Here is a 22416-nt window from a genome sequence, read left to right as displayed (position 1 = left end):
AGTGCGAAGATGCAATTCTTCACTCATTCATAGCCGCCTGTGACGCTTCGACAAGAAAAGGTTAGCTAAGCTCCGATTTGTGGTAGACCCCCAAACTTTAATCAACTCTAGCTGTCATCACCCTTAATAGAATTTTTGGTCTGCCGAGAAGACACCCTAGCTAAACAGTGATTCAACACACCGAGTGATCCTTCTTTATTAAATTACATTCATATTTGCTTGAAACGGTTAGTAAATTTCAGATAAACAGACTAAAGAGTCACGTGGACATCAAAGATTTGCCCTGATGTAGCACATTTAAAGCAGATGATCATTGGTAATAAATAGTCTAAACGGTCTTTCTACACAGCCAAGTAAGTTTTGTCATCTCGAGAAGCAAGGAGTATAAAATTACATGACCCTATCTAAGTCTCTAAAAAACATTCTCAAAACTTTTGCCATTGCTGCTGCCGTGTCAGGTACAGCAATGGCAGCTCCATCATATTGTACAGCGACGTATACAATTTCTAATTCTTCTACAAATCAGATCGGGTTTTTTAATGACCTAACGAATACACCCGTTGCGATTTTTCAAGCTGCATCAAATAACTCGAATGCGATAGCCCAAAATCCAAATAACGCATTTGTTTACTATATTGACCGAGTGAACAACAGTGTTCATAAGCTTGATATCAATACGGGAATTGATACTATCGCTAGCGGTGTGCTCAATCCCCCTCCCCTCAATATTATTGGTGGAACGACAGACGCGGCAGGAAACTATTATGTCTATAGCGCGGAAGGAACTTACGGCCAAGTGGATCTGACGACAGGAGCTATAGTCGGGGGAAGTTACAGATCATTTGTGCCGCCTAGCGGCTATGTTTTGGTCAACACGATATCTGGCAACGGGGACTTTGCTATCAATTCTCTTGGTCAGGCCTATGTCATTGCACAAACAACCACAGTTCCAAGCGGTCTTAACAACGGATCATTCCTGTGGAGGTTGAATCTATCAACTGGACAACTCTCTTCTCCAGTTGCAATTAGACAGAATGCAACGACCCAATGGACTGGGAGTGCAAACGGATTAGTCATTGATCCTCTCACTGGAACGTTCTTGATCAGTAGTGGAACTGGCCCGACAACCGGAGCGCCCGGAATTTATAAAATTGACCCTACTACTGGCATTACAACCTTAGAGGGGTCATCAACCGGTTTAACAGATTTAGGCGGTTGCCCTACGCTGCCTGACCGTCCTACACTCACTAAAAGCTTCTCGCCCACTTCTATCGTTGGCACATCAGGAACCACAACTCTGACAATCAATGTCAATAACAGCAATTTGGCACCCGTATATCTGCAAGCAGACTTGCTGGATACTTTACCGACCAACATGGTTGTAGCCGCCCCTAACGGCTTGGGTGGCACATGCAATATTTCTGGCAATACCATTACAGCCGCAGCAGGAAGTAGCAGCGTTAGATTGGCGGCAGGTGCCCGTATCCCAGCGGGTGGATGTACATTAAGAGTAGATGTGACTGCTACAGGTGTAGGGAATTATGTCAACACCATCGGAGCAGACAGCCTCAATACCACCACTGGAACAAATGCCACTGCAGCCACCGCCACTTTTAGAGTTTTGGCACAGCCCACCCTCACCCTGACCAAGACTATTGCCGTCCCCGGACGCAACGCCGCCACTGACCAATTCACGGTGCAGATTAAGAATGGAAACACCATAACAGCCAGCGCGACAACGACAGGAAGCAACTCGACAGCATCTACTTCTGCTACCACCCTTGCCGCGGGCACGACCTACACCCTGACCGAAATTATGGCGACAGGGCCTTCGACTCTGGCCGACTACAGCACTGCGATAACTTGCACCAACGCAAACACTGGCAGTGCCACCGTACTACCCAATCCAAGCAGTGTAGGCCAGAGCTTCAGCATCACGCCCAACGGAAACGACGTGATTACTTGCAACTTGACCAACACCTCCAAAATCGCCAACCTATCCATCACCAACTCGGATGGCGTGAGCAGCATTCTGACGGGCACTAAGACTACCTACACCGTCCGGGTGACCAACGGCGGGCCGAACAATGTCACCGGAGCCGTCCTTAAAGACGCTCCCGCCACTGGCCTGAGCAAAACGACAGTCGCCTGCTCCACGGCCACAAGTAATGTCTGCGCTACTGCACCTACTAGTGCTGCACTTGAAGACCCATTAGGTGTCAGCTTGCCTCTTCTAGCGAGCAGCGCGTTCTATGAGATTTTGGTCACCGCCGATGTGACGGCAACAAGCGGCACAGTGATCAACAGGGCCACAGTAGATGCACCCTCTGGGACAACCGACCCGGACTTGACCAACAACACTGCCGACGATACCGATACGGTCACGCTTCCTTACACGCCCACCACGCCAGCCATCTGCTCCGCTCTGGCCGGAAACACCGGCACGGGCAGCAATCTGGTCACCGATTTCAACAACGGAACTTTCGGCGTCAGTACCAGCGATCCCCTCGTCGCCAGCACCAATACCCGTTCGCCCGCCGCGTGGCCTTATCCAGCTGCCACTCTGGGCTACGGCTATACGCAGGTATCCACTGGTGGCCCCGGCGACGGCTCGCTCTCGCTGGTCAACCGCCTCGGTAGCCCACGAATCTACAGCACCTGGTCAGACTCTCTGACGCCCATCACGGTCACGGGAACCGGATCAGGAGTCGCCAGCAGCGACGCGGACACCGGACGCTTCCTGCTGATCAACGGGGCCACGCCCGGCGCGACCATCATTCAGACGACCATTGCTGGCCTGACTCCCTACACGAACTACCAACTTCTCGGTCTGTTCTCCAACGTGATCGACAACAATCAGACCGGTTTCGTGCTGCCCAACATCGACTTCTTCGTCAACGGCGCGTCATATTTCCGCACAGGCAATATTCCTCAAGACGTTCAAGCGACTTGGCGTCGGGCGGGCTTCGTCTTCAACAGCGGCAATTCCACGACAGCGACCTTCAAGGTGGTCAGCCGCGTACCCGCCGCCACAGGCAACGATCTGGCCTTCGACCAACTGAGCCTGAACCAGTGTCAGGGCACCTATGTCAATACGCTCAGCGGCTTCCTGTACGGCGACACCGACAACAGCCTCTCCTTCCAGAATCCAGCCGAGCCTCAGTTGCCCGCCGGAGTCACGGTGGACTTGCAGTACACGGATTCCAACGGCAACCCCGTGACCGTCGCCAAGACCATCACAGGTGTCGGCAGCGACACCGGCAAGTACGTCTTTACCAACGTGCCGCCCCCGCCCCCCGGTTTCAGCTATTTCGTGCATGTCGAAGACGGCTCATATAGCGGTGAGGTCAACACGGTTCCGGCAGGCTACAGCCTCCTGACCCCCAACAACGCCCCCGTGACGGGCACGCCCAATTACGTCAGCGGCACCAACATCGGCCCCGATTTCGGCTTCTCCTTCGCTGACCTCGGCATCACCAAAAGCAACGGCGCAACGGGCTTGCTGCCGAGCAGCACCACCACCTACACCATTCGCGTCACCAACAACGGCTCTACCAGTGTTACGGGCGCACTCCTCAGAGATGATGTTGCCACGGGTCTGACCAAATCTGCGGTGACCTGCACCGCTGCCGCTGGCAACGCCTGCACCGCCGCGCCCACCGCTGCGAATTTGGAAAACGGCGTGGGAGTGGCCCTTCCGCTGCTGGCCAGAGGAGCGTTCTACGAGATCGACGTGACCGCCAACGTGACAGCAGCCGTGGGCACCACCGTGACCAACACGGCCACGATCACTGCCCCCGCTGGAGTCACGGATACGGTGGCCGCCAACAACAGCGCCAGCGACAGCGATCTGGTGTCGGCCACCCTGACCACCACGCTGACCCTGACCAAAACGGGTGCCGCCGCCGCCAGACCGGATGCGAACGTGGTCTACACCCTGACCGTGACCAACACCGGAGCTGTGGCAGCCACGGGCGTTTCTCTGACCGACACCCTTCCGGCCAACACGACCCTCGTCTCGGCCACCGATGCCACCGGAGCCACGGTTACGCCCACGCCGACCGGCAGCAGCTACACTTGGGCGCTGGGCAGCATTCCGGCCACGGCAGGCAACAGCAAAACGGTGACCATTACGCTGAAAATGCCTTCCGCCGCCCTCATCAAAACCGCGCCGCAGCCCAGCGTGACGAACACGGCCACTGTGAGTGCCAGCAATGTCATGGGAACCACGGCCGCCAACGCCACCACGAATCTGGTCTTGGTCGAGCTGACCAAGAAGGTACGGAACCTGACCCTCTCGACCACCTCCGGCCCGTTCAGCAGCACCGGCACAGGCCTCCCTACTCACGTGCTGGAATACTGCATCGACTTTCAAAACTACGGCGGTGCGGCCCTGCCCAACTTTGTCCTCACCGATCCTGTTCCGGCCAACGTGAAGCCCCTGCTGTCGGGTGCATCGGCGGCTCCGACCTACGGCTACGACACCGACGCCAATACAGCTGGCTTTGCGGGCAGCGGCTACGGCGTCAAGCTGACCCGCGCAGGCATGACCAGCTACCTGACCAGTGCCAGCGGCAGCCTGACCGACGTGGCCGGAACCAGCAACGGAACGCCCAACAGCGGTGTGATGACGGTCAACCTCGGCACCCTAGCTGCCGGAGTAAGCGGCACGGCCTGCTTCAGAGGAGCCATCCGCTAAAGCGCCCCCCCTCCCCTGTTCCGGCTCCACCTGTCTGCCCAGCGCAGGCGGTGGAGCCGAAACTGTTGTTCTTGCGGGTGGGCATTGCGCGTACAATCCCCGGTGATGTCTTCTCACACGCGCGGTGTGCTCTTGCTGATTCTGGTCACGGCCCTGTGGGGCAGCACCTTCGCGGTGGTCAAAACCTTGGGCGAGGTGTTGGAACCCAGCGTGCTGATCGCGTGGCGTTTCCTGATTGCGACGGTGGCCTTAGCTCCAGCCTTGCTACTGTACCGTCCGGCGTTAGAGGTGGGCGCTGTTGCAAAAACCTCAGATTCCAGCCTGCTCAAAGACGGCTTCATTCTGGGGCTGTGGCTGATCGCCGGGTACGGCACGCAAACCATCGCGCTGCAAACCACCGGGGCGAACCGGGCGGCGTTTTTTACCGCCCTGAGCGTGATTTTGGTTCCGGTGTGGCTCACGTTTGCTCAGCGTCGCCCACTGCCGTTGACGCTGTGGGGGGCGTTGCCGCTGGCACTGCTGGGGCTGGGGCTGCTGTCTTGGGAAGGCGGCGCGTTGGTGGTGGGCGACGCTTGGGCGCTGGCCTGTGCCGTCACCTACGCCGGGTTCATCATCACGCTGGAGCGGCTGGCGCACCGGCACGCCGCCCTGCCGTTTACGGTGGCGCAACTGGTGTCGGTCACGGCGGTGGCGTGGCTGTGGGCCGCAGTTGCCGCGCCAAACACCCTCTGGCCCCCGCCTCAAGCTTGGGCACCGCTGCTGTATCTGGGCATCGCCGCCACTGCCCTCACCACACTGCTGCAAACCGTCGGCCAACGCCACGTCAGCGCCGCCGAAGCCAGCCTGATCTATGCGCTGGAACCCGTGACGGCCACTGCCTTCAGCTACGCCCTGATCGGGGAAAAAGTGGGCCTGCGCGGCGCACTGGGCGGGCTGTTGGTGGTGGTCGCCACGGTACTGAGCCAGCGTTCGGGCACCACTCCCCACCCAGAAACGCCGACGCCCACCGCGCAGGCTGATACTTGATGGAATTGGCCTTCAAGTCCGAGCCGATGAGCCTGATCTTGCCCGCCCTGCGCCGCGTGCTGGTGGATACAGGCCGCGTGACCTTCACTGTGCCTGACCCCGATCTGGGGCTGGGCCTCTACGCGGGCGAGGCCACGAGTGCAGGCATTCACCGCCCGCTGAGTGTGTGGACAGATTTGGCCGACTTGCTGGGCGCACACTTGCACACGCCCGAAATCTTGGGCGCGGGCCAGATTCGCCTGACCATTCAACGGTACGCGCCCACCCCTGCCCCCGATGCAGCGGGCTACGGCACAGACGGCGACTGGGCGCGGGTGAACAAGTTGGAAGACCCAGTGTTTCTGGCCACCTTCGTGGAAGCCCTGCGCCGTGTGAATCCACCCAGTGGTGGCCGCGTACTGGCACTGGGCGTCAACGCGGGCCGCGAACTGGACGCTTTGGCTTTGGCCTTTGCAGACCGAACCTTCGAGGTCTTGGGCGTAGATGTGGATGAAAGCGCCCTCACCGCTGCCCGCGCCCGGTCTCCCAACTTCAGCTTCCGCGTGCTGGACGTGAACACGCTGCCCCTGCCCGAACTGGGAACCTTCGACTTGGTGCTGGCCCTGAGTCTGTTGCAAAGCCCCGGTGTCGTACCACACGACTTGCTGGGGGCCATTCGCCGCCACCACTTGACCCACACCGGTGGCCTGATTCTGGGCTTTCCCAACGCCCGCTACTTGGGCGGTCACCTCAGCTACGGCGCACGCATGAAAAACTACGCCCGCCCTGACCTGAGCCTGCTGTGCGCCGACGTGACGCAGGCCCGCCGCCAACTGCAAAAGCACGGCTTCAAAGTGTTCGTGACGGGCAAATATGAAGTGCTGGTGACGGCGATTCCGGCGGGCATGGAGACGCCGACGGGGTTGGAGTTTTAGGCTGTCTCGTCGCCCTCTTCCTTATCCTTCAACCCCTGAATTTCCTCGATGAACCGTTCCAAGCTGTCGAACTCTCGGTACACGCTGGCAAAACGGATGTAGGCCACACCGTCCAGTGGGCGCAGAAACGTCATGGCCCGCCGCCCGATTTCGGTGCTGGGAATCTCTCCGAGTTGCACATCGTCTTCAAAGCCATAAGCGAAGGCCCGCAGCACATCGGGGTCTACCGGACGCTTCTCGGTGGCGAGGGTCAGGCCGCGCAGCAGCTTGTCAGGGTTGAACGCTTCGCGGGGGCCACTGCGTTTGACCACCATCAGCGGCTCCAATTGGGCACGTTCGTAGGTGGTAAAACGCCGCGCACAGCTCAGGCACTCGCGGCGACGGCGAATGCTGGCCCCCTCGTCGCTGGGCCGGGAATTCACGACTTTACTATCGGGCGCGGAGCAGTAGGGGCACTTCATCGGAATTCCGATTGAACAGTGATGAAAGAACTGGGCAATTCGAGCAAAGCGAGTAGGAAAAATACGGATTCCAGAATGAAGTTAGCCTCCGGCATTTTCCCGGAGGATAACGGAATGGCCGGAATCCATACCATAGAAACACCAGCCATCAGAAAGGCTGCGGTTCCGTGACGCGCAGTTTGGGAATGGGAGCGAGCGGCACGTCGATGATATTGCCGCGCAGGTGGGCGAGGGCGGGCGTAGCGAGCGCCATCACGCTTTCGGCCACCGGGCGGTCTAGGGCGTCTTCCCCGGAACTGGCCCGCCCCGGCAAGATCATGTTGATTCGCAAATCCTCGGTGTAAGCATTCTCCACGAGGCCGCGAATCGCGCCGCGCTGGGGATGGACTTGCAGGCCTGTGTCGTCTAGATGCGGCCCGATGATCGTCAGCCACGCTCCGGGCAGGCGGCGGCGCAAAATCTGGGCAATCGCCACGCTGCTCTTCACGTTGCAGTTGAACAAGTCCATCCATTCGCCCTCGGTCAGCATCGTAAAGTTGCTGTGGGCGCGCTTATCGGCCAGATGAACGATGCCGTGCAGCGAGCCGAAAATATCCAGAATGCGGTTCTGGGCACTGAGCCAATCCAGCGGTACGTCTACGTCGGCCTTGATGGGAATGGCCGTGCCACCCGCGTGTTCTAGCGTGCTGGCCGCCGATGCCAGCGTTTCGCTGTTGCCGCCGATGAGGACAATGCTGGCCCCCGCCTGCGCCAACGCCCCGCTGATGGCCCGCCCGTAGCCCTGATCCGCACTGGTGACCGCGATAACCTGACCAGCCAACGGGTGCGGCGGCTTGGCCTGCGAATCTGTGGGGCGCGTCATGAGGGACTTAGCATAGCCGATGTGGGGATTTGAGTGGGCTGGAAGGCGTTTTGAAGCTGGGTTAGAAGGTGAACCCCCCCGTTGCTATGCAACGCCCCCTTAGACTTGAAAAGCTCCGCAGGAGAGGGGAGGACTAAAGATTTTGCACTCCCCTCAAGGGGGGCTGGCTGCGAAGCAGACTGGGGGGTTACACGCAGCTTCAATCCGATTTAGCCCGCTTGCGGCAACGGCCTGAACGCCCGTGCAGGCGGATCGCTGGCGCGGTGGCCGACATTGCAGGCGTGGCACCAATACGCCTGATCGCCGTCCCGCAGGTCGTGCAGGGTCAGGGCCTGACCGCATTTAGGGCACACATGGGCATAGCCGCGCCCACTGGCAGGCAAGGATTCCACCCCCTCTCCGCCTAAACTCTTACGTAAAACCTGTTTCATATTCTGATAGTAACAGATTTAAAAGCAGCAAGTGGTGAGTGGATTGTGGTGAGTGGGAAGGGCAAAACCCTGCTCTCATCCGTGCTTTCCCACTCAGCGCATTCCTACAAATCTACTTCGTCCCCGTCGTCCGTCAGGTCAAATTGCGAACCGCTGGGCAGGCCCTCGCCCACGCGCCGCCGTTTGCGGAGCATGGCGGGTTCCTTGTCCAGATTAAACACGAAATGGCGGGGCCGCCGCTCGCGCAACCACGTTTCTAAGGCCAGCAAGCGGGGCCGGAAGCGGATGAATTCGCGCAGTTGCCGGATGGGAATAAAGCGGGCTTCCTGCACGTCGCGGTCTGGGTCACGCGGCTCTAGCTTGCCGCCCACCTCGCGGCCCGTGTAGAAAAACTGAAGGTGGTGGCCCCACGTCTGCGCCTGAAACTCCACGATGAAGGCCAAATCCCGCAGTTCCACGATCAATCCCGTTTCTTCAAAGGTTTCGCGGCGTGCACCTTCCTGAATCAGCTCGCCTGCCTCTAGGCCGCCCTTGGGCAAACTCCACCGCCCGCGCTCGCGCACCAGCAAAATCTCGTCTCCGCGCATGATGATGCAGCCCACACCGATCCGGGGTTCGGCCAGCGGGCGCTTTTGGCCGCGTTTGTTGGGCACGGCGGGAATGGGCGCGGCGGTGGCGTTCGACACCTGACCGGGCCGCAACTGCCCCGACTGCTGCAAATTGGCCGAACCGCTGCCGCCGTCGGGCGCTTTGGGGGTGCGCCTGCGTCTGCGCCGTCTGCCCGCGCCTTGGCCTGCTGTTTTCACTGCTTCTTCTGGCATTACACACCCTCCGGCGCAAGGTCATTAAACCGGACATGTGCGCTATGAAACTGCAACTTGACCGTTCCCACCGGCCCGTTGCGCTGCTTGCCAATAATAATTTCGGCAATCCCTTGTTGATCGGTTTCTTTGTTGTAATACTCGTCGCGGTAAATAAACATCACGATGTCAGCGTCCTGCTCAATGGCCCCCGATTCACGCAAATCAGACAACATCGGCCTATGATTGGGCCTCTGCTCTACGGCGCGGCTCAGCTGGCTGAGTACCATGATCGGCACTTCCAACTCACGCGCCAACCCCTTTAAGCCACGCGAAATCGTACTGATTTCCTGCTGTCTATTGTCACTGCCGCCACTGCTTTTGCCGCCCGACATCAGTTGCAGGTAATCGATGACGACCAGTCCCAGTTGCCCATGCTGTGCAGAAATCCGGCGCAACTTGCTTCTGAGGCCGTTCAGGGTCAAATCCGGTTCATCGTCGATGATCATCGGCGCTTCGGCAAGACGGCCTGCGGCGTGCGCCAACCGCTCAAAATCGCGCTCGTTCAGTTGCCCGCTGCGAATGCGGTTCATGTCTACCCGCGCTTCACTGCACAGCATTCGCAGGGCCAGTTGCACGGCGGGCATCTCTAGGCTGAACACGGCCACCGATTTCTCGCCGCGCAGGGCCACGTTTTGGGCGATGGAGAGCGCGAAGGCCGTGTTATGCAGACAGATATCGGCAGCTATAAAGTTGGCATCGCCGGGCACGGTCAGGTCGTACACCTGCTGCTCTCCGGCATCCTCGATGCTGATAATTTCATCCCAATAAAGCGCGTCACTGCCCAGCAAAGTCAGATGAGGATCGTCTAGCACAGCGGCGTAGCGGGCGGCTCGCACGACAGGCAAACCCCGGCGCGTATGTGGATTGAAGCCCTCGCCCACCCTTTCGCCTGCGGCCCGCGCCACCGCACTCAGGCTCAGGCCGCGCACCGCTGCTGCACGCCGCACCTGCGCCCAAGCCGCTTGCGGCAAGTGGCCCACGTTGGAGCGCGTGGCGGGAGACAGGGCGAACACCCGCCCAGCCTTCTCGCCCAGCCAACCAATCTGGGTCTGATAATCGGCCATGCCACGGGCTTCGGTCAATTCGACACGCCAAGACCGTCTGGTTTTTTGCCACAGCTTCGCCACCAACCCAAAGCGCACGAAAGCATGATGCACGTCCTGCGCGAGCGCCTCGGAAGCCACCGTGAATTCGATGCGCCCATATCCCGCCTTGCCAAGAGCATAAATCGTACCATCGCAACTGAGCAGCACGCGCAAAAACTCCGCGAGGCGAGCGCGATCCCATTGCCACACTGCCGCCGGAAAACGTTTGGCATCGGCCAGCTTGCCCCATACGCCCAAGTCCCTAAGCCAATCAGTCAGGGGATTTGCACGGTCTTTGCGCTCGCCCGCCGCCCAACTTCTGCTCAGGCGGTAGTCGATGCCGGTGCGGGCGTCGGCTTGCATGGTCAATTCGGGGAATTCGGTGGCAAGGCAAGCGCGGAAATCTTCCACCAGCACGGGGTCAGCGTTCGTCCAGCGGGGGCTACTTTGGGTCAGGCCACCTTCTGCCAACAGGTACGCCAGCAAGCGCACCCGCTCCATACTCCACGACGTATCGGTGCCGAAGGTGGGCACGGCGCGTGGCACGGCGATTTTGCTGCCGACGCTGAGATCATAAAGGGGCGTCCAGCCGTCGGCGGCCAAAAAGGGATGATGCGGCGTGGTTTCGACAACGCGGCCTGTGCGGGTGGTCACACGGCGTACCGCCTTAATCCCACTGTCTATCCATGCGCCTACCAACGATTGCCGCACCCGACCGTCTGGCGCAACGCTGAGAACGTGGGGCAATTGCCGCTGCACAAAGGCTTCAACAGTGATGCGTTCGCCTGTGCCGGGAACGTCGATCAGGGTAGACGCCGTGACGCATTTGCCCATGCTCGGCCTCGCCGCTAACACATTCAAACTGCCTTTCTGGAGTCCGCTGATCTGCTCGTCTAAATCGCGGAAGCCGCTGCTCACCCCGTCTGGAATGCCCTTATTGGCGTGCAGCAACGTGATGTATTCGAAGGTGTTATGCACCACCTCGCCCATCGCCTGAAACGCCTCGCCCTTTTTCTTTTGTTCGGCCACTTCGAAAATCATTTTTTCGGCACGGTCAAGCAGGTCTTCTAGGGGCAATTGCGCGTCGTAGGCGAGTTGCATCGCTTTGCCCGACGCACTGATCAGCATTCGCAGGGTGTGCTTTTCCTGCACGATCCGGGCGTAATGCTCGGCGTAGGCAGCGGTGGGCACCTGATCCGACAGACCAATTAAATAGGTCAGGCCGCCTACATCGTCCAGTGCGCCTTTACTCCGCAGATGCTCGGACAGCGTGACCAGATCAACGGGTTCGCCCTTTTCTTGCAGCGTCCGCATGGCCGCAAAAATCTTGCGGTGGCCTTCGCGGTAAAACATTTCGGGTGACACCGTATCGCCCAGTTGGGCCAAGGTATCGTTGTCGAGCAAAATGCTGCCCAGCACGCTAATTTCGGCGTCGTTGCTGTGCGGCGGGACACGTGGCGTGAGTTCCATGCAGTGGCCTCTCCTGTGGCAGCGGCCAACCGAACGCCGCCCCGACAATGCGGAAGCAGCGGCGTGGCGCGTGCCGGGTCAACAATTTATATAGGTCAAGCGGGGTGGGTGCAGGAAAAACCGCGCCCATTCAGCCGGAACGCTCCCCAATACGGGCAAGGCTCAGGCGGAACTGCCGTGCATCATACCACTGCTTCGGCCCGCTGCCCTGACGAGAGCCAGACACAGCCCCCTGTATCCGACCCCCGAGCTCGGCCACCTCACGCATAAAGATGACTTTCTTCACTTTCTGGTAAGAGAATTGTTAGAACGTAGCCCGTACTGTACGGACAAGCAAGAGCGGGAGACACCCGCAGGAGCTGACGCCATACCCGGCCAACCAGACCCATTTATCCCTTATCTGGACGGCCAACCAGGAGAACACATGAAGAACAACACCCAAGGCTTCACCCTGATCGAGCTGCTGATCGTCATCGCCATCATCGGTATTCTGGCCGCCGTGTTGATTCCCAACCTGTTGGCTGCCCGTAATCGCGCCAACGATACTGCCACCCAATCGTTCATCCGTAATGTGGTTACTGGTGTAGAAACCCAACGGGATAGCGTCACGGGTGCTTTGCCTGCAACTGCCCCCACCTGCATCGTCGCCACCGGCAAAACCGCCCTGCCTGCCTCCGTCAAGTCTTGCGCGATTATTCTCGGCACCACCAACAAAGACGCTTTCGTCGTAAACGCCAGCTCCATCAACAACACCGACTACACCTACGACAGCAAAGAAGTTAAGACCGGAACCAGCACCGCTCCCTGATCTAGTCGCCTTGCTGCAGAGAGAGCGCCGAACGACTATTCGGCGCTCTCTGCTTCCTTATCTGTAATCCAACCAGAATCTCCCCCCTTGAATTAAAACTAGGGAAGTCGATAGCTTGAAGCAAAACACTGGCATCAGGAGCTAGGCCATGAAGAAAACTACTCAAGCTTTCACTTTGATTGAACTACTCATAGTCATCTCCATCGTCGGTATTCTAGCAACCGTTTTGATCTCTAACCTATTGGCTGCACGCAACCGTGCTATTAGCACAGCAACGCAAGCTTACGTCCTAGATGTCGTAACGGGCGTAGAGACGCAACGGGACACCGTAACGGGTGCGCTCCCAATCATAGCACCGAGTTGCACTGCGGCCTCAGGTAATCCGGGCTTACCAGCATCCGTCAAAACGGGTACTTGCCAAGTCATTTTCGGAACAACCAATAAGGATTTTTTTGTGGTTAATGCGACCACGCGCAATGGCACAGACTATACTTATGATGGGACTGCTATGAAGTTTGGTACTAGTACTGCGCCGTAGTTGCCATCAAGATTGCCGAATCGCCTCTGCGCTACCCTTTCCCCATGCCCTCCCCTACCACAGCCCTCAAAGAATGGGATACCCAAGCCCAAGCCCTCAGCCTCGGCCAAACCGCCCTCCTGATCCGCAAAGGCGGCATCATGGAAACGCACGACGGCTTTGAAGTCGAACACCGTTCGTTCCTGCTGTATCCCACCTTCCTGCACCAAAACCCTGCCGAACTGCGCCCCGAATTTGCGCCCTTGTTGCGAGACGATCCGCAACCGGGCGCAATTCTGCTGCCAGCGTTGGCTGAAGTGGTGGGCGTGTGGAAGGTGGAGCAGGAAGCGCAGGCGCGGGCCTTGGCCGACTTGCAGGCGCTGACCGCCGACGCCATTTCGCGGCGGTTTGCCTACCGGGGCCGCCCTTGGGTTCATGCGCTGCTGCTGCGGGTGCGCCCGCTGAGTGCGCCGCTGGTGCTGCCCGAAACGCCGCAAATGCTGGGCTGCGTCAGTTGGGTGCCGCTGGGAGAAATAGTGGTAGACGCGGGGCGGCCCGTGCTGGATGTAGCCAAGCTGGAGAGCATACGGAATGAGATAGAGGCGCGGCTGGCAGAGACGCCCCCGCTATAGTAGCCCCTATGCAGCACTCCCCTTTTACCGCGTTGGCCGCCGTGTACGACGCGATTATGGCCGATGTGGAATATGACCAGTGGGCCGATTTCGTGCTGACGTATGCCCGTGACGGCGGCCTCAATGCCCCTGCCGGTTCAACTCTGACAGCCCTAGATTTGGCGTGCGGTACAGGCGGCTTTACCCGTGAGTTGCAGGCGGCGGGCCTGAGCGTGACCGGACTGGATGGCAGCGCCGAAATGTTGCGTGTAGCACGCCAACGCCTGCCCAGCATCCCCTTCGAGGTGGGCGACCTGCGAACCTTCGAACTGAGCCAGCACTTCGACCTGATCACCTGTGTCTTCGACAGCCTGAACAACTTGCTTGACCCCGCCGACTTGGGCGCGGCGTTCCGGCAGGCGCGGGGGCATTTGCGGACAGGTGGGTTGCTGGCCTGTGACCTGAACACCAAAATTGGTGTGCGGGAACTGTGGGAAGACAACGCCGTGGAGGGCTTGGCACATGCCGAAGATGGGCGCGAGGTGCATTACCACTGGTCTCATCATCATGACGTGGAGGCCGACGTGGGCGTGGTGCAGGCCTTTTGCCGGGTGCTGAATACTGACGGCACCACCGAGGAATTTGTAGAAACCCACCGCGAGCGCGGGTACGACCCTGCCGAGATAGAGGCATTGCTGGACGAGGCAGGTTTTGACCGCTGGGAAGTGGTGGAATACCCGGACTTCGCCCCGCCCACGCCCGAGACGCCGCGTGTCTGGGTGTTCGCTTGGGCAGGCGCATGAGCGGCTTAGTGGTACTGGGCGCGGGTGGGTGGGGCACGGCGTTGGCGGTGAATGCATCACGCACTGGGCAGCCCGCGACTCTGTGGGCCAGACGCCCCGATTTTGCTGCACGCTTGGCCGAAGTGCGCGAGAACCGGGAATATCTGCCGGGAATCTTGTTGCCCGAATCGGTGCGGCTGACCTCTGATCTAGCGGAAGCAGTAGCGGGCGCGGAGTGGGCGTTGGTGGTGGTGCCCAGCGTAGGCGTGCCCGATTTGCTGGCCGACTTGCCCCGCACGCTGGGCGTGGTGCTGTGTGCCAAAGGCCTAGCGCCCGACGGTGGACGCCTGACCGACTTGGCCCGCAGCCTCGGTTTTGCGCGGGTGGCCGTCCTGAGTGGCCCCAACCATGCCGAAGAGGTGGGCCGGGGCCTTCCTGCCGCCACCGTCGTTGCCAGTTCCGATGAAGCTCTGGCCCTCGCCGCGCAAACCGCCCTGATGACCCCCAGTCTGCGCGTGTACACCAGCACCGATGAAGTGGGCGTGGAGTTGGGCGGCGTGCTGAAAAACGTGATCGCCTTGGCTGCTGGCTTGGGCGACGGCCTGCAACTGGGAGACAACGCCAAAGCCACCCTGATCACACGCGGGCTGCGCGAAATGGGCCGTTATCTGCTGTCTCAGGGCGCTCAGGAAGAAACGGTGTATGGCCTGAGCGGGCTGGGCGATCTTGTGGCAACGGCAACCAGCCCACACAGCCGCAACCGCGCCGCCGGGGAAGCGATGGCACGTGGGCAGACTCCGGCGCAGGGAGGCAAAGTGGTAGAAGGCCTCCGCACGGCGGGACTGCTAGATGCTTGGGCCACCGCGCACGGCCACGACCTGCCGATTGTGCGGGCCGTCGCACGTGTCGCCAGCGGAGAATGGACGCCCGCTGTGGGCCTCCGCCACCTGATGGAGCGCGACGCTAAGGCTGAGCATGATGAATGACGCTGCTCCAATAGACGCCACTTTGTTGGCCCGCGCCGAAGCGTTTGCCCTCCCCCACTACGCCGAGGCCCACCGTGCCTACCACGACGCCGAGCATGTGCGGGCCGTGCTGCACGCGCTGGAGAGCAGACGAGTGCTGACGCCTGTACTGACTTTGGCGGTGTGGGGCCACGACCTGATTTACGATCCCCGCAAGCACGACAACGAGCAGCAGAGCGCCGGTGTGTTTGACGGCTGGCTGGCCGAACAGGGCGCACCCGCTGACCTGCGGGCCGAAATTCACGCCCTGATTCTGGCCACCCGGCACGCCGCACCCGCCGCCACCCGCGCCGAAGCCCTCCTCATCGACGCTGACCTGAGCATTTTGGGGGCCACTGCCGAAGCGTTTGCCGCCTACGACGCCGCCATTCGCCGCGAATATAGGCATGTGCCGGGGCTGCTGTACCGTATGGGCCGCAAGAAAATCTTGCGGGGATTTTTGGAGCGGGAGCAGATATTTACGACGCCGGAATTCGCAGGGCTGGAGGCGCAGGCGCGGGTAAATCTGGCGGGGGCGATAGCGAAACTTTAGCAGCCAACAAAAAACCGCCCCCCTACGGAGACGGCTTCTCTTGGTTCTGGATTCAGTCGGCGGCGGTGCCGTGACTGCCTGCCGCTGCGGAGGCGGCTTTTTCCAATTCTTTCTCGCGTTCCAGCTTCGCCTTGATCTTCTTTAGGCGGAAGCTTTCTTCACGTTCGCGCTGATCCAGAACGCCGCGAATAAAGCGGATGTCGTCCTGAATGCCGGGAATGACCACTTGCTCCAACGCGTTCACCCGGCGCGAGGTCTTTTTAATTTCCTCGCCGATGCGCCGCAGCTTGGTTTCGGTGGCGGCCACCTTCACGATAGCTTCCATCACGCCGCCAAAGTCGCCTGCCGCCTGAATGGTACGTGCGCCGACGTTGATCGGGCTGAAGTTCACGCCAGTCGGACGTGCGGGCACCTCGATCTTGGGCACTTTCACGCCGTAGATGCTCTGAATTTCCATCTGAACGGTGTATTCACCGCCTGTGGCCAAGCTCAGGCTTTCCACGGCTTCGGGACTATCCCACGCTTTGGCCCCGAACAGGCTGGTATACGCGCCTTTGCTCACGCCGCTCAGTTGCTCGCGGGCGGCGAGCGCGTCCTTCACCAGAGCAAAAAACTCTCCGATGAGGGCGTCACGCTTGCGCTTGAGCAGGTCTGCACCGCTGGAAGCCGTCTTCAAACTGGCTTTGCTGGCGAGCAGGGCGCTGCGGGTGGGGCTGATCTGTCCTGCCATATAGATTCACCTCCTTCGTCAGTGAGGTTGTCGGGAGTGGGCTGTGGGGTATAGCCGTAGGATAGACACTGCCTACAGCCCACAGCCTACGTCCCACAGCCGATTTAGATCCGGTTGCCCCGCCACATTTCGTCCACCTTGGTACCGTAGTACTTGTCGATGGTGTCGCGGCTCAGGCGCGTCAGCTGGCTCTGGGGAAGCTTGGACAAGATGCCCCACGCCACCGTCAGGCTGTCATCAATCGAACGGTCTTGGCCGCCCTGCCCGATGAAGTAGTTCTCGAAGTCGTCGGCGAAACGCAGGTACAGCTTGTCGGTGTCACTGAGGGCGTCTTCACCCGTGATGGCTACCAGTTTGCGGAGGTCGAGGCCGTTGGCGTAAGCCGCGAACAGCTGGTCGGACACGTTTTTGTGGTCGGCGCGGGTCTTGCCCTTACCAATGCCGTTGCCCTGCAAGCGGCTCAGGCTGGGCAGCGGGTTGATGGGCGGGAAGATGCCCTTGGTGTTCAGCGCCCGGTCAACCACGATCTGGCCTTCGGTGATGTAGCCGGTCAGGTCGGGGATGGGGTGCGTAATATCGTCGTCGGGCATGGACAAGATCGGAATCTGCGTGACCGATCCGGGCTTGCCCTGCACCACGCCTGCGCGTTCGTAAAGGGAGGCCAAGTCGGTGTACATGTAGCCGGGGAAGCCGCGTCGTCCGGGGATTTCCTCACGTGCGCCGCCGATCTCGCGGAGGGCTTCACAGTAGTTTGTCAAGTCGGTCAGGATGACCAACACGTGGTAGCCGTGCTCAAAGGCCAAGTACTCGGCGGTGGTGAGCGCCATGCGGGGCGTCAACAGGCGCTCTACGGCGGGATCGTCGGCGCGGTTCAGGAACAAGACCGAGCGGGCCAGTGCGCCCGTGCGCTCGAACTCCTGCGTGAAGAAGCTGACTTCGCGCTGGGTCAGACCCATGGCGGCGAACACCACGGCAAAGTCACCCTCGTGTCCGGGCACTTTGGCCTGACGGGCGATCTGGGCGGCCAGTTCGTTGTGCGGCAAGCCGCTGCCCGAGAAGATCGGGAGCTTCTGACCACGGATCAGCGAGGTGTTCACGTCGATGGTGCTGATGCCCGTCTGAATAAATTCTTCGGGCTTGGCACGGGCGGTGGGGTTCATGGGCTGGCCGTTGATGCTCACGCGCTTTTCGGCGACCACTTGCGGCAGACCGTCAATCGGGCGGCCCAAGCCGTCGAAGCGGCGGCCAATCATTTCCTTGCTCACGCCGAGGCGGGCCACGTCTTCAACGAGGCTCACGCTGGCGGTGGCGAGGTCAAGACCACGCGTTTCTTCGAACACCTGAATCACGGCGTTTTCATCGGACACGGAGATGACCTGTCCGCCGCGAATCTTGCCCTGACCGTCCTTGATTTCGACGATAGCGCCGTAAGCGAGGTCGGAAGCGGCGTTCACGAACAACAAGGGGCCGGAAATATAGGCCACATCGTTGTATTCCTTCTTGAGCAGGGTCATACCTTGACTCCCTTGAAGGTCGTGTCGAGTTCGGCCAGCACGTTGTCGCGGTAGGCGGCAAATTCACCTTCGGGCGTGTAACGTGCGCGGCCCAGTTTCTCGATCACGGGGCTTTGAATAATTTCGTCGATGGTGGCTCCGCCCTTCAGCGCGATGTCGGCCTGATCGTAGAACTTCAGGAACATCTGCATCAGACCGTAGTTTTTGGGCATGGAAGCGCTGGCGTCGACGGGGTCGAAGCCGTTTTGCTGCAGGAAATCCTGACGCAACATGCGGCCCGCTTCGATGATCAGGCGCTCGTTGTCCTGCAGGGCGTCGGGGCCCACGAGTTGCACCACTTCTTGCAGCGCGGCTTCTTGCTGAAGCAGGTTGCCGATGCGCTGGCGCAGTTCGGGGAAGTCGGGGCCGACGTTGGCGCGGTACCAGCCGTCCAGAATGGGCGTGAACAGGCTGTAAGAGCCGTTCCAGTTGATCGCCGGGAAGTGGCGGCGGCGGGCCAGACCAGCGTCCAAGCGCCAGAACGCGCCCGTGATACGCAGGGTGGCCTGAGTCACGGGTTCGGACATGTCGCCGCCTGCGGGAGACACTGCACCGATCACGCTGACCGCGCCGCTTTCGCCGCCGAGGGTGGTCACCGCTCCGGCACGCTCGTAGAACGCCGCGAGTTTTGCACCGAGGTAAGGCGGGTAGCCTTCTTCTGCGGGCATTTCTTCAAGGCGGCTGGAGATTTCGCGGAGGGCTTCGGCCCAGCGGCTGGTGCTGTCGGCCATCAGGGACACGCTGTAGCCCTGATCGCGGAAGTACTCGGCCAGCGTAATGCCCGTGTACACGGACGCTTCACGCGCTGCCACCGGCATGTTGGAGGTGTTGGCGATCAGGATGGTGCGGTGCATCAGGGGGCCGCCCGTCTTGGGGTCAACCAATTCAGGGAATTCCACGAGCACGTCGGTCATCTCGTTGCCGCGCTCGCCGCAACCCACGTACACCACGATGTCGGCGTTGCCGTACTTCGCCACGCTTTGCTGCGTTACGGTTTTGCCCGATCCGAACGGGCCGGGAATAGCCGCCGCGCCGCCCATCACCAGAGGGAACAGCACATCCAGAATGCGCATTCCGGTCAGGAAGGGCAGGCTGGGGTCGAGCTTCTTGGCGACGGGACGGGGCGCACGCACGGGCCAATAGTGGGCCATGCGGAGCTTGGTTCCGTCTTCGAGTTCGCCAATCGTATCGTCGATGGTGTACTCGCCTGCCGCCGCCACCCAGCGCAGCTTGCCGCTCTTGTCGGGGGGCGTCAGGATCTTGTGGGTAAAGCTGAATTCGGGCACGGTGCCCAGAATCGAAGACCCGCTGACCATATCGCCCACGCTGACGCTGGGGGTAAAGGCCCACGTTTTGGTGCGGTCAAGGCTGCTGACCTCGATGCCGCGAGCGATGAAGTCGCCCGAAGCCTCACGGATTTTATCCAGAGGACGCTGAATGCCGTCGTAGATGCCGTTGAGCATGCCCGGCCCCAGCTCCACGCTGAGGGGCAAGTTGGTGGTGACCACGGGTTCGCCCACAGTCAGGCCGCTGGTATCTTCATACACCTGCACGAAGGCCGTGTTGCCGTCCAACCGGATGATTTCTCCGACCAGACGCTCCGAGCCTACGCGCACGATGTCGTACATTTTCGCGCCGTACATGCCGTTGGCGATCACGGCGGGGCCAGCGATACTCTGCACGACGCCTGCTTTGTTCTGCGTCATTCGTTCTCCTTGAGAGGGTCTAAGGGTCTAGGGTCTAAGAGTCTAAGGAAAGAACCTTCCAACGTTTGTAGGCATTGGTGGGTCTTGCCCTTAGACCCTTAGACCTTTTGACCCTTAGACGGGTTTAAAGCTTGATATCAAAGCCGATGGTCTCGCGCACGAGTTTACCCATGTAGGCTTTGGCGTCCACGGTATCGGCACTGAAAGCGTCGGCAAGGCTGGGAATGGGGAGCAGAATAGGCAAGTCGCGGCCCCGCATGACGCGGGCGGTGGCGGTGGCCGGATCAGGAATCAGGCCGGTGTCCACCGCAATCAGGCCGTAACGGTTGCCGTTGATCAGGGCTTCGAGTTCGCGCAGGGCGCTGTCTGCGGTGACCTCGATCACTTCTGCACCTGCGAGGCGGTAGCCGGTGGCCGTTTCGTTGTCGGTTAGCACGGCCACGCGCTGCATGCCGCCTGCCAAAGTGGGGGCCGTCATGCTTGCACCTCTTTGCGAATCTGCTCGGCACTCAGGTTATAAAACTTCCCGCGTGCGATCAGGCGCAGCTTGGCGATCTCTATTTCCTTGCGGCGCAGAAAATCAAGGATGATCCCCACACCTTCGGGATCGCTGGCCGCCACATTGCGGGCCGAGTTGTCGAGCGCCGTGCGGGCCGCCACTTCGGCGTCTTCCAGCGTGGGCGCGTCCAGAATGCCCACGATGTCAGGCACGCCGCCTGCGTCCCCGCCTGCCAAGCGGGCGTAGCCGCCTGCGTCAAGGTGCCCGCCCGCCACGAACAGGTTGGGGTCGAGGGGTTGGCCTTTGCTGGCGCGGGCAATCAGCGCGTTGGTCACGTCGATTTCCCGGCTCAGGTAGCGGCGCAGGCTGGTGTTGCGGGCCACGTTTAGCGCGTGGCGGTAGTAGCCCTGATCCAGCGCCACTTCTAGGTCGAGCAGGCGGCTGCTGGCAGCGTAGGCACTGGCCCCGTCGCGCATCGACTTGGCCAGCGGATGCCCGCTGATGGCGATGGCGGTGGCGGCTGCGGCAAGGTCACTGCTCTGGGCCGCCGTTTGCAGGGCCGCCGTTTTAATGGTGCCGCCCGGAATCAGGCTGCTCAGAATGGCGTCGGCACCGCGCCCACCCACCACACCACGCGCGATGGTCTTGAGATTCACCAGATCCCACTTCATCAGCAGGGCCTGAATCTCGCGTTTGGCGTCGCCATCGGCAAAGTTCAGCACCTTCTGGGTGGTGGCAAACAGGTTCTCGGACAGGGCGCGGTCAAGCTCAGGCAGGCCCGCACCCTCGGTGGTGGTTTCGCGCATGTTGGCGGCCAGTTCGGTTTCGGTCAGCACGCGCAGGAATTCCTGATAGCTGCCCGACGAGAGCGCCGAGTCGAGCGAGCGCCCGTCGAGCAGTTTGGTTCGCATGATACGAACCCGCGTGTTGATGTAGGAATAGTCGTCGGGCATGGCCAGCGTCCTTTACTCGGCCAGCAGACGGCTGATCTGCGGCGCGAGTTCACCCTTCACGCGCTCCAAGCGGCCCGCGAGGGTGTTGGTGATGCCGCTCTTGCCGCCGTTAGACAGCACGCGCACGCCGCCGACGATTCCAGCGTTTTCACGCACGGGCAGGTCAGACACGAGTTCGCGGGCCACCAGCACGTCGGCGGGGTTCACTTCGACCGCGTCGGCATTGGGAATGGCTTCGCGAGCCTGCCAGATCAGGCGGGACAAGATCTCCCGGTACTCGGGAGCCGCGATCACTTCTTGCAAGTGCCCTTCTACGAGGCTGTACACCTGCGTCAGGCTGGACTCGCCCGCTTTGAGGCGGGAGGCGCTGCGCTCCAACTCGGCGGCGCTGCGTGCCCGCACCAGCCCGGCTTGGCGCTGGTTTTGCAGGGCGCGGGTGCGGCTGTCCAGCAGCGATTCGGCACGGTCTTGGGCGTCTTTCAGGATGGCGGCGGCGCGGTCACGGGCTTCGGCGCGGATGCGCTCGATTTCCGATTGCGCCTCCTGTTCGAGAAGCTTGTCGAGCGCCATATCAGTTCAGGATGAACAGGGCGAGGAAGCCGAAGATCACGAGCGTTTCGGGGATCAGGAAGTAGAGCAGCAGGCTACCGGCCTTGCTGGGGTCTTCGGCCACTGCGCCGACCAAGCTGGAGCCGATGCGGGCCTGCGCGATGCCGGTGCCCACTGCGCCGAGGCCGAGGGCCAAGCCTGCGCCGATGGCACGCAACCCACGGTACAGGTCATCGTTGGCTGCTGCGCCCGCTTCTTGGGCCAGACCACTGGTGGCGAGGGCGAGAACGAGGGAAGCGAGGACGATCTTGTTGTACTTGGTCATAGTGGACACTCCTGA

General features: G+C 60.7%; 21 protein-coding genes. 9 read left to right on the top strand and 12 right to left on the bottom strand.

Annotation, left to right across the window (positions count from 1 at the left end; genetic code table 11):
* The first annotated feature begins 394 nt into the window (after positions 1–394).
* The 3 genes from SU48_RS02130 (at position 395) to SU48_RS02120 (ending at position 6639) form a co-directional block, all read left to right on the top strand.
* Complete coding sequence (locus tag SU48_RS02130) at positions 395–4699, top strand: DUF7933 domain-containing protein (protein ID WP_082869620.1); 4305 nt, start codon at positions 395–397, stop codon at positions 4697–4699.
* A gap of 105 nt (positions 4700–4804) precedes the next feature.
* A complete protein-coding gene (locus SU48_RS02125; RefSeq protein WP_064013808.1) occupies positions 4805–5725 on the top strand; it encodes a DMT family transporter in 921 nt (306 codons plus the stop codon).
* Positions 5725–6639: a class I SAM-dependent methyltransferase gene (locus SU48_RS02120; protein WP_064013807.1), complete on the top strand. Its 915-nt coding sequence runs from the start codon at positions 5725–5727 to the stop codon at positions 6637–6639. The genes SU48_RS02125 and SU48_RS02120 overlap by 1 nt, the downstream gene beginning before the upstream one ends.
* On the opposite strand, the gene nrdR is transcribed toward SU48_RS02120, so the two are convergent.
* The 5 genes from nrdR to dnaB all read right to left on the bottom strand — a co-directional run bounded on the left by nrdR (position 6636) and on the right by dnaB (position 11811).
* Positions 6636–7100 (bottom strand): transcriptional regulator NrdR, encoded by a 465-nt coding sequence (nrdR, locus tag SU48_RS02115; protein ID WP_064013806.1) that lies wholly within the window; start codon positions 7098–7100, stop codon positions 6636–6638. The genes SU48_RS02120 and nrdR overlap by 4 nt on opposite strands.
* 148 nt (positions 7101–7248) lie before the next feature.
* On the bottom strand, positions 7249–7962 hold the full coding sequence (locus SU48_RS02110; protein ID WP_064013805.1) for an SDR family NAD(P)-dependent oxidoreductase: 714 nt from the start codon (positions 7960–7962) through the stop codon (positions 7249–7251).
* Between the two features lie 209 nt (positions 7963–8171).
* On the bottom strand, positions 8172–8393 hold the full coding sequence (locus tag SU48_RS13870) for a hypothetical protein (RefSeq protein WP_082869619.1): 222 nt from the start codon (positions 8391–8393) through the stop codon (positions 8172–8174).
* Between the two features lie 104 nt (positions 8394–8497).
* Positions 8498–9214, bottom strand: a complete 717-nt coding sequence (locus SU48_RS02105; protein WP_064013804.1) for an NUDIX domain-containing protein — start codon at positions 9212–9214, stop codon at positions 8498–8500.
* The gene (gene dnaB, locus SU48_RS02100) at positions 9214–11811 is read right to left on the bottom strand and encodes a replicative DNA helicase (RefSeq protein WP_064013803.1); all 2598 of its coding nucleotides are present in this window, start codon (positions 11809–11811) and stop codon (positions 9214–9216) included. The genes SU48_RS02105 and dnaB overlap by 1 nt, the downstream gene beginning before the upstream one ends.
* A 424-nt stretch (positions 11812–12235) precedes the next feature.
* On the opposite strand from dnaB, the gene SU48_RS02095 reads away from it, so the two are divergent.
* The 6 genes from SU48_RS02095 (at position 12236) to SU48_RS02075 (ending at position 16086) form a co-directional block, all read left to right on the top strand.
* Positions 12236–12619, top strand: a complete 384-nt coding sequence (locus SU48_RS02095; protein WP_064013802.1) for a prepilin-type N-terminal cleavage/methylation domain-containing protein — start codon at positions 12236–12238, stop codon at positions 12617–12619.
* A 148-nt stretch (positions 12620–12767) separates the two neighbouring features.
* Positions 12768–13157 carry a prepilin-type N-terminal cleavage/methylation domain-containing protein gene (locus tag SU48_RS13865; RefSeq protein ID WP_082869618.1) on the top strand — a complete coding sequence of 130 codons (390 nt, stop codon included), beginning with the start codon at positions 12768–12770 and terminating at the stop codon, positions 13155–13157.
* Positions 13158–13201: 44 nt separating this feature from the next.
* Positions 13202–13768 carry a DUF1802 family protein gene (locus SU48_RS02090; RefSeq protein WP_064013801.1) on the top strand — a complete coding sequence of 189 codons (567 nt, stop codon included), beginning with the start codon at positions 13202–13204 and terminating at the stop codon, positions 13766–13768.
* Between the two features lie 8 nt (positions 13769–13776).
* On the top strand, positions 13777–14550 hold the full coding sequence (locus SU48_RS02085; RefSeq protein ID WP_064013800.1) for a class I SAM-dependent DNA methyltransferase: 774 nt from the start codon (positions 13777–13779) through the stop codon (positions 14548–14550).
* A complete protein-coding gene (locus tag SU48_RS02080) occupies positions 14547–15515 on the top strand; it encodes an NAD(P)H-dependent glycerol-3-phosphate dehydrogenase (protein ID WP_064013799.1) in 969 nt (322 codons plus the stop codon). The genes SU48_RS02085 and SU48_RS02080 overlap by 4 nt, the downstream gene beginning before the upstream one ends.
* A complete protein-coding gene (locus SU48_RS02075; RefSeq protein WP_231881659.1) occupies positions 15505–16086 on the top strand; it encodes an HD domain-containing protein in 582 nt (193 codons plus the stop codon). Before SU48_RS02080 ends, SU48_RS02075 begins: the two co-directional genes overlap by 11 nt.
* Before the next feature lie 52 nt (positions 16087–16138).
* Here the strand turns inward: SU48_RS02075 and SU48_RS02070 are convergent, their stop codons facing one another.
* From SU48_RS02070 to SU48_RS02040, 7 genes are all read right to left on the bottom strand, one after another.
* Positions 16139–16816 (bottom strand): V-type ATP synthase subunit D, encoded by a 678-nt coding sequence (locus tag SU48_RS02070; RefSeq protein ID WP_064013797.1) that lies wholly within the window; start codon positions 16814–16816, stop codon positions 16139–16141.
* A 104-nt stretch (positions 16817–16920) separates the two neighbouring features.
* Positions 16921–18330, bottom strand: a complete 1410-nt coding sequence (locus tag SU48_RS02065) for a V-type ATP synthase subunit B (RefSeq protein WP_064013796.1) — start codon at positions 18328–18330, stop codon at positions 16921–16923.
* Positions 18327–20075, bottom strand: coding sequence for a V-type ATP synthase subunit A (locus tag SU48_RS02060; protein ID WP_064013795.1), 1749 nt, complete (start codon positions 20073–20075; stop codon positions 18327–18329). Before SU48_RS02060 ends, SU48_RS02065 begins: the two co-directional genes overlap by 4 nt.
* 124 nt (positions 20076–20199) lie before the next feature.
* The gene (locus tag SU48_RS02055; RefSeq protein WP_064013794.1) at positions 20200–20553 is read right to left on the bottom strand and encodes a V-type ATP synthase subunit F; all 354 of its coding nucleotides are present in this window, start codon (positions 20551–20553) and stop codon (positions 20200–20202) included.
* Positions 20550–21527, bottom strand: a complete 978-nt coding sequence (locus SU48_RS02050) for a V0D/AC39 family V-type ATPase subunit (protein ID WP_064013793.1) — start codon at positions 21525–21527, stop codon at positions 20550–20552. The genes SU48_RS02055 and SU48_RS02050 overlap by 4 nt, the downstream gene beginning before the upstream one ends.
* A gap of 12 nt (positions 21528–21539) precedes the next feature.
* A complete protein-coding gene (locus tag SU48_RS02045; RefSeq protein ID WP_064013792.1) occupies positions 21540–22097 on the bottom strand; it encodes a V-type ATP synthase subunit E in 558 nt (185 codons plus the stop codon).
* 1 nt (position 22098) lies between these two features.
* The gene (locus SU48_RS02040) at positions 22099–22401 is read right to left on the bottom strand and encodes a V-type ATP synthase subunit K (protein WP_064013791.1); all 303 of its coding nucleotides are present in this window, start codon (positions 22399–22401) and stop codon (positions 22099–22101) included.
* Positions 22402–22416 lie beyond the last annotated feature (15 nt).

Source organism: Deinococcus puniceus, assembly GCF_001644565.1.
In the GTDB taxonomy this organism is placed as follows: Bacteria; Deinococcota; Deinococci; order Deinococcales; family Deinococcaceae; genus Deinococcus; species Deinococcus puniceus.
Note: the sequence above shows the minus strand (reverse complement) of the source record. Positions and strands in the feature narration are given on the sequence as shown.

Coding starts and splice junctions, on each gene's coding strand:
- SU48_RS02075 (WP_231881659.1), top strand. CDS start 15,505: ATGATGAATGACGCTGCTCCAATAGACGCCACTTTGTTGGCCCGCGCC.
- SU48_RS13865 (WP_082869618.1), top strand. CDS start 12,768: ATGAAGAAAACTACTCAAGCTTTCACTTTGATTGAACTACTCATAGTC.
- SU48_RS02095 (WP_064013802.1), top strand. CDS start 12,236: ATGAAGAACAACACCCAAGGCTTCACCCTGATCGAGCTGCTGATCGTC.
- SU48_RS02120 (WP_064013807.1), top strand. CDS start 5,725: ATGGAATTGGCCTTCAAGTCCGAGCCGATGAGCCTGATCTTGCCCGCC.
- SU48_RS13870 (WP_082869619.1), bottom strand. CDS start 8,393: ATGAAACAGGTTTTACGTAAGAGTTTAGGCGGAGAGGGGGTGGAATCC.
- nrdR (WP_064013806.1), bottom strand. CDS start 7,100: ATGAAGTGCCCCTACTGCTCCGCGCCCGATAGTAAAGTCGTGAATTCC.
- SU48_RS02060 (WP_064013795.1), bottom strand. CDS start 20,075: ATGACGCAGAACAAAGCAGGCGTCGTGCAGAGTATCGCTGGCCCCGCC.
- SU48_RS02130 (WP_082869620.1), top strand. CDS start 395: ATGACCCTATCTAAGTCTCTAAAAAACATTCTCAAAACTTTTGCCATT.
- SU48_RS02065 (WP_064013796.1), bottom strand. CDS start 18,330: ATGACCCTGCTCAAGAAGGAATACAACGATGTGGCCTATATTTCCGGC.
- SU48_RS02040 (WP_064013791.1), bottom strand. CDS start 22,401: ATGACCAAGTACAACAAGATCGTCCTCGCTTCCCTCGTTCTCGCCCTC.
- SU48_RS02045 (WP_064013792.1), bottom strand. CDS start 22,097: ATGGCGCTCGACAAGCTTCTCGAACAGGAGGCGCAATCGGAAATCGAG.
- SU48_RS02105 (WP_064013804.1), bottom strand. CDS start 9,214: ATGCCAGAAGAAGCAGTGAAAACAGCAGGCCAAGGCGCGGGCAGACGG.
- dnaB (WP_064013803.1), bottom strand. CDS start 11,811: ATGGAACTCACGCCACGTGTCCCGCCGCACAGCAACGACGCCGAAATT.
- SU48_RS02110 (WP_064013805.1), bottom strand. CDS start 7,962: ATGACGCGCCCCACAGATTCGCAGGCCAAGCCGCCGCACCCGTTGGCT.
- SU48_RS02055 (WP_064013794.1), bottom strand. CDS start 20,553: ATGACGGCCCCCACTTTGGCAGGCGGCATGCAGCGCGTGGCCGTGCTA.
- SU48_RS02070 (WP_064013797.1), bottom strand. CDS start 16,816: ATGGCAGGACAGATCAGCCCCACCCGCAGCGCCCTGCTCGCCAGCAAA.
- SU48_RS02085 (WP_064013800.1), top strand. CDS start 13,777: ATGCAGCACTCCCCTTTTACCGCGTTGGCCGCCGTGTACGACGCGATT.
- SU48_RS02125 (WP_064013808.1), top strand. CDS start 4,805: ATGTCTTCTCACACGCGCGGTGTGCTCTTGCTGATTCTGGTCACGGCC.
- SU48_RS02050 (WP_064013793.1), bottom strand. CDS start 21,527: ATGCCCGACGACTATTCCTACATCAACACGCGGGTTCGTATCATGCGA.
- SU48_RS02090 (WP_064013801.1), top strand. CDS start 13,202: ATGCCCTCCCCTACCACAGCCCTCAAAGAATGGGATACCCAAGCCCAA.
- SU48_RS02080 (WP_064013799.1), top strand. CDS start 14,547: ATGAGCGGCTTAGTGGTACTGGGCGCGGGTGGGTGGGGCACGGCGTTG.